3 protein-coding genes are annotated in these 3,953 nt (G+C 65.1%); 2 read left to right on the forward strand and 1 reads right to left on the reverse strand.

Annotation, left to right across the window (positions count from 1 at the left end; all coding sequences use genetic code 11):
• Positions 1–100 precede the first annotated feature (100 nt).
• Positions 101–1,147 (forward strand): L-glyceraldehyde 3-phosphate reductase, encoded by a 1,047-nt coding sequence (gene mgrA / locus EOD07_RS25615; RefSeq protein ID WP_041006567.1) that lies wholly within the window; start codon positions 101–103, stop codon positions 1,145–1,147.
• A gap of 142 nt (positions 1,148–1,289) precedes the next feature.
• Positions 1,290–1,694 carry a Fur family transcriptional regulator gene (locus EOD07_RS25620; protein WP_041003614.1) on the forward strand — a complete coding sequence of 135 codons (405 nt, stop codon included), beginning with the start codon at positions 1,290–1,292 and terminating at the stop codon, positions 1,692–1,694.
• A gap of 242 nt (positions 1,695–1,936) precedes the next feature.
• On the opposite strand, the gene polA is transcribed toward EOD07_RS25620, so the two are convergent.
• The coding region (gene polA, locus EOD07_RS25625; RefSeq protein WP_127237405.1) for a DNA polymerase I at positions 1,937–3,953 on the reverse strand (2,017 nt) is incomplete at its 5' end.

Raw genomic sequence — 3,953 nt, forward strand, 5'->3', positions numbered from 1 at the left:
CTCCCCGTTTCGACGGGGAGAGGGTAATGATTAGGGGCAAGCATCGATTCAATTTATCCGGTGGCGATCTCTGCGCCGCTTATATCCCGAGGATTCCCCCATGCCCTATGTCGCCGCCGAGAACCGCTACGAGGCAATGGTCTATAACCGCTGCGGGCGGTCCGGCCTGAAGCTGCCGGCGATCTCGCTCGGGCTGTGGCACAATTTCGGCAACGACACGCCGCACAAGACCAAGCAGGCGCTCGTGCGCAAGGCATTCGACCTCGGGATCACGCATTTCGACCTCGCCAACAATTACGGCCCGCCGCCCGGTTCGGCGGAAACCGCGTTCGGCGAGATCCTGCGCACCGATTTCGCCCCTTACCGCGACGAGCTGATCATCTCGACCAAGGCCGGCTACGAGATGTGGGCCGGCCCCTACGGCGAATGGGGCAGCCGCAAATATGTGCTGGCCAGCCTCGACCAGAGCCTCAAGCGCATGGGGCTCGACTATGTCGACATCTTCTATTCGCACCGCTTCGATCCGGAGACGCCGCTGGAAGAGACCATGGGCGCGCTCGACCATGCGGTGCGCTCGGGCAAGGCGCTCTATGCCGGCATCTCGTCCTACAATTCGCAGCGCACGCGCGAGGCGGCCGATATATTGCGGCAGCTCGGCACGCCGTGCCTGATCCACCAGCCGAGCTATTCGATGCTCAACCGCTGGGTCGAGGAAGACGGGCTGCTCGACACGCTGGAGGGGCTCGGCATCGGCTCGATCGTGTTCTCGCCGCTGGCGCAAGGCATGCTGACCGACAAATATCTCGGCGGCATTCCCGAGGGCAGCCGCGCCAGCCAAGGCAAATCGCTCAAGCCGGCCTTCATCAACGACAAGTCGATCGCCAACATCAAGGCGCTCAACGCCATCGCCGCCCGCCGCGGCCAGACGCTGGCGCAGATGGCGCTGGCCTGGGTGCTGCGCAAGGGCCGGGTGACGACGGCGCTGATCGGCGCCAGCCGGCCGGAACAGGTCGAGGATTGCGTCGGCGCGCTCAAGGCGCTCGAGTTCTCCGATGCCGAGCTCGCCGAGATCGACACGTACGCGCGCGAGTCCGACATCAACCTGTGGGCGGCTTCGGCCGAGCGCAAGGGGCCGCCGCGCAAGTAAGCCGGCGAACCATCTCCGTCCGCGCGCCTCGGAAGGGACGCGCTGCGGAAACAGTGGCAAAATCAATCGTTCGTCGCTATTTCAAGGGAATTGAAGTCGTTCGCATCGAGATTTTGATGCGGGCGTCGATTGGGCGAATAAGATGACGGCAAGAGATGCGCTGACCAAGAACCAGCTCTGCGTGCTCGAGAAGCTCGAGGCGTCCAGCGGGCCGCTCAGCGCCTATACGCTGCTGGACCAGTTGCGCGAGCGCGGTTTCCGCGCGCCGCTGCAGGTCTATCGCGCACTCGACACGCTGGTGAAATCCGGCTTCGTGCATAGGCTGGAAAGCCTCAACTCCTTCGTCGCCTGCGCCGAGCCGCACGACCACAGCCATTCGATGACCGCCTTCGCCATCTGCGACAATTGCGGCCAGGTGACCGAGATGTCCGACCACGACGTCGACCACCGACTGGACGAATGGGTGCGTTCGACGGGATTCGCGGCCAAGAAGGCGGTGATCGAGTTTCGGGGGGTGTGCGCCAAGTGCAGGGCTGAAGCGGCGTAAGCCTTCACTTCGTCATACTAGGGCGAAGCAAGGAGCGAAGCGACGCGCGCAGACCCTAGTATCCATTCCGTGACATACACGCGCCGCCACGGCGCAGAATCTGGATCCAAGAGCGGCATGCCTTGCGAGGCTATCCGCAACCGCTGCGTTTTACGGGCTGCGTCACGGCATGGATCCTCGGGTCTACGCTGCGTCGCTTCGCTCCTTGCTCCGCCCGTGGATGACGAACGAAGGTGTGGCGCTCAGTGCGCCTCGTCCCAGTTATCCGCCGCCCGGGCGTCGACATGCAGCGGCACGGACATCGAGACCGCCGGCATCGGCGCGTTCTCCATCACCTTGCGCACCACGGGTATCGTCGCTTCGACCTCCGCTTCCACCGTCTCGAAGATCAGCTCGTCATGCACCTGCAACAGCATGCGGGCCGACAGCCTCGCCTTCTCCAGAGCCTCCTCCATATGCACCATGGCGCGGCGGATGATGTCGGCCGCTGTGCCCTGGAGCCGGGCGTTGATCGAGGCGCGCTCATTGAAGGCGCGGACCGACGGGTTGGAGGATCGTATCTCCGGATAATGGATGCGGCGGCCGAAGATCGTCTCGACGAAGCCGTTCTCCCGCGCATAGGCCTTGGTTTCCTCGATATAGTCGCGGATGCCCGGGAAGCGCTCGAAATAGCGCTTGATATAGGCGCCGGCCTCTTCGCGCGGGATCGACAGCTGGTTGGCGAGGCCGAAGGCCGAGATGCCGTAGATGATGCCGAAATTGATCGCCTTGGCGCGCCGGCGCACTTCCGAGGGCATGCCCTCGACCGGCACGTTGAACATCTCCGACGCGGTGATGGCGTGGATGTCTGCGCCGTCGGCGAAAGCCTGCTTGAGCTGCGGGATTTCGGCGACATGGGCAAGCACGCGCAATTCGATCTGACTGTAATCGGCCGAGACCAGCTTGTGGCCCTTCTCCGCGATGAAGGCGGTCCTGATCTTGCGGCCTTCGGCCGTGCGCACCGGGATGTTCTGCAGATTGGGATCGGACGACGATAGCCGCCCGGTCGTCGTCGCGGCCAGCGCGTAGGAGGTGTGGACGCGGTTGGTGCCGGGATTGATGAAACCGGGCAGCGCGTCGGTATAGGTCGATTTCAGCTTGGTGAGCTGGCGCCAGTCGACGATCTTGCGTGGCAGCTCGTGGCCTTCGGCGGCAAGATCCTCAAGCAGCTGCGCCGAGGTCGACCACTGGCCGGTCTTGGTCTTGGAGCCGCCCGGCAGGCCCATCTTGCCGAACAGGATGTCGCCGAGCTGCTTCGGCGAGCCGATGTTGATGCGCTCGCCGACGATCCCGTAGATCTCTTCCTCGACGCGGGCGGCGCCTTGCGCCAGCTCGCCCGACAGCCTCGACAGGATCTGGCGGTCGACGGAGATGCCGCGCTGTTCCATCCGGGCCAGCACCGGCACCAGCGGCCGTTCCAGCCGCTCGTAGACGGAAACGAGGCCCTTGGCCGGCAGCCTCGGCTTGAGCACCTGCCAAAGCCGCAGCGCCAGGTCGGCCTGCTCGCCGGCATAGGCGGTCGCACGCTCGATATCGACCTGGTCGAAGCCGATGGCGTTCTTGCCCGAGCCGGCAAGCTCCTTTTTCGTCGCCGGCGCGTGGCCCAGCCATTTCTCCGACAGTGAAGCGAGGTCGTGACCGCCGGACGTGCCGGCGTCGAGCACGTAGGAGATCAGCATCGTGTCGTCGAACGGGGCGACCTCGATGCCATGCCGGCTCATCACGACGATGTCGTATTTCATGTCCTGCACGATCTTGAGGACCGACCGGTCCTCGAGCAGCGGCTTGAGCAGCGCCAGCGCCTCGCGGACCGGGATCTGGTTCTCCAGCAGGCCGCCGCCAAGCAAGTCGCCATTGCCGTTTCTGTGGGCGAGCGGCAGGTAGACGGCGCGGCCCGGCGCGATCGCCATGGACAGGCCGATGAGATCGGCCTGCATCGGGTCGGAAGACGTGGTCTCGGCGTCGAAAGCGAGGATGCCGGCGTCGCGGGCTTCGGCTACCCAGGCCTTGAGCGCCGCCGCATCGCGGATGGGCGTGTAGGCCGAAGGGTCGATCTTGCGTGCCGAAGCCTGTTCCAGCCGCAGCGCCGAGAGGAGCGATGGGGTGTCGCCTTGCGGCGGCACGTCCTCTCCCCTGACCGCTTGAGCCGGCTTTGCGGCGTCGTTTGATTGAGGCGCCGGCTGTCTTGGCGGTGCGCCGGCGCCGACATCGGGCCCATGC

The sequence above is a fragment of the Mesorhizobium sp. M2C.T.Ca.TU.002.02.1.1 genome (assembly GCF_003997225.1).